This is a genomic window from Vibrio qingdaonensis, from assembly GCF_026191675.1.
GTDB classification, from domain to species: Bacteria; Pseudomonadota; Gammaproteobacteria; order Enterobacterales; family Vibrionaceae; genus Vibrio; species Vibrio qingdaonensis.
On sequence record NZ_JAKRRY010000167.1, the window covers coordinates 1 to 443 of the forward strand.

A 443-nucleotide genomic window follows, 5' to 3' on the forward strand; every position below is an offset into this window, starting at 1 on the left:
ATAAATAACCTTCGTATAGGAGAAGCAATTTTTTTAGGCTGTGAGCCTTTAGAGCACGAAAATATCAAAGGCTTACATACGGATGCGGTTTCTTTGACCGCTGAAGTGATTGAATCCAAGACTAAACCGACTTTGCCTTGGGGGAGTCGGGGGTTAAATGCTTTTGGTGAAAAAGAAAGCCTTCAAGATAGAGGGGAGGTCTCACAAGCTATTGTAGCATTAGGCCGCCAAGATGTTTGTGTCAGCGGGCTTAAGGCTCCGAATGGGATTAAGATCATGTCTTCAACCAGTGATCATCTTGTCCTTGAATCCTCACGAAAACCACTATTTGTAGGGGAAAAAGTCACATTCGGTTTAGATTACAGTGCGCTCTTATCTTCTATGTCTTCACGTTATATCAATAAATATTTTAAGGCACCTAAAGGGAGAAGAAAGCAAGAAGG

The 443-nt window shown here is 41.8% G+C and carries 1 pseudogene; it reads left to right on the top strand.

Annotation, left to right across the window (positions count from 1 at the left end):
* Nucleotides 1–443: pseudogene (locus MD535_RS25865) on the top strand (alanine/ornithine racemase family PLP-dependent enzyme); the annotation flags it as partial.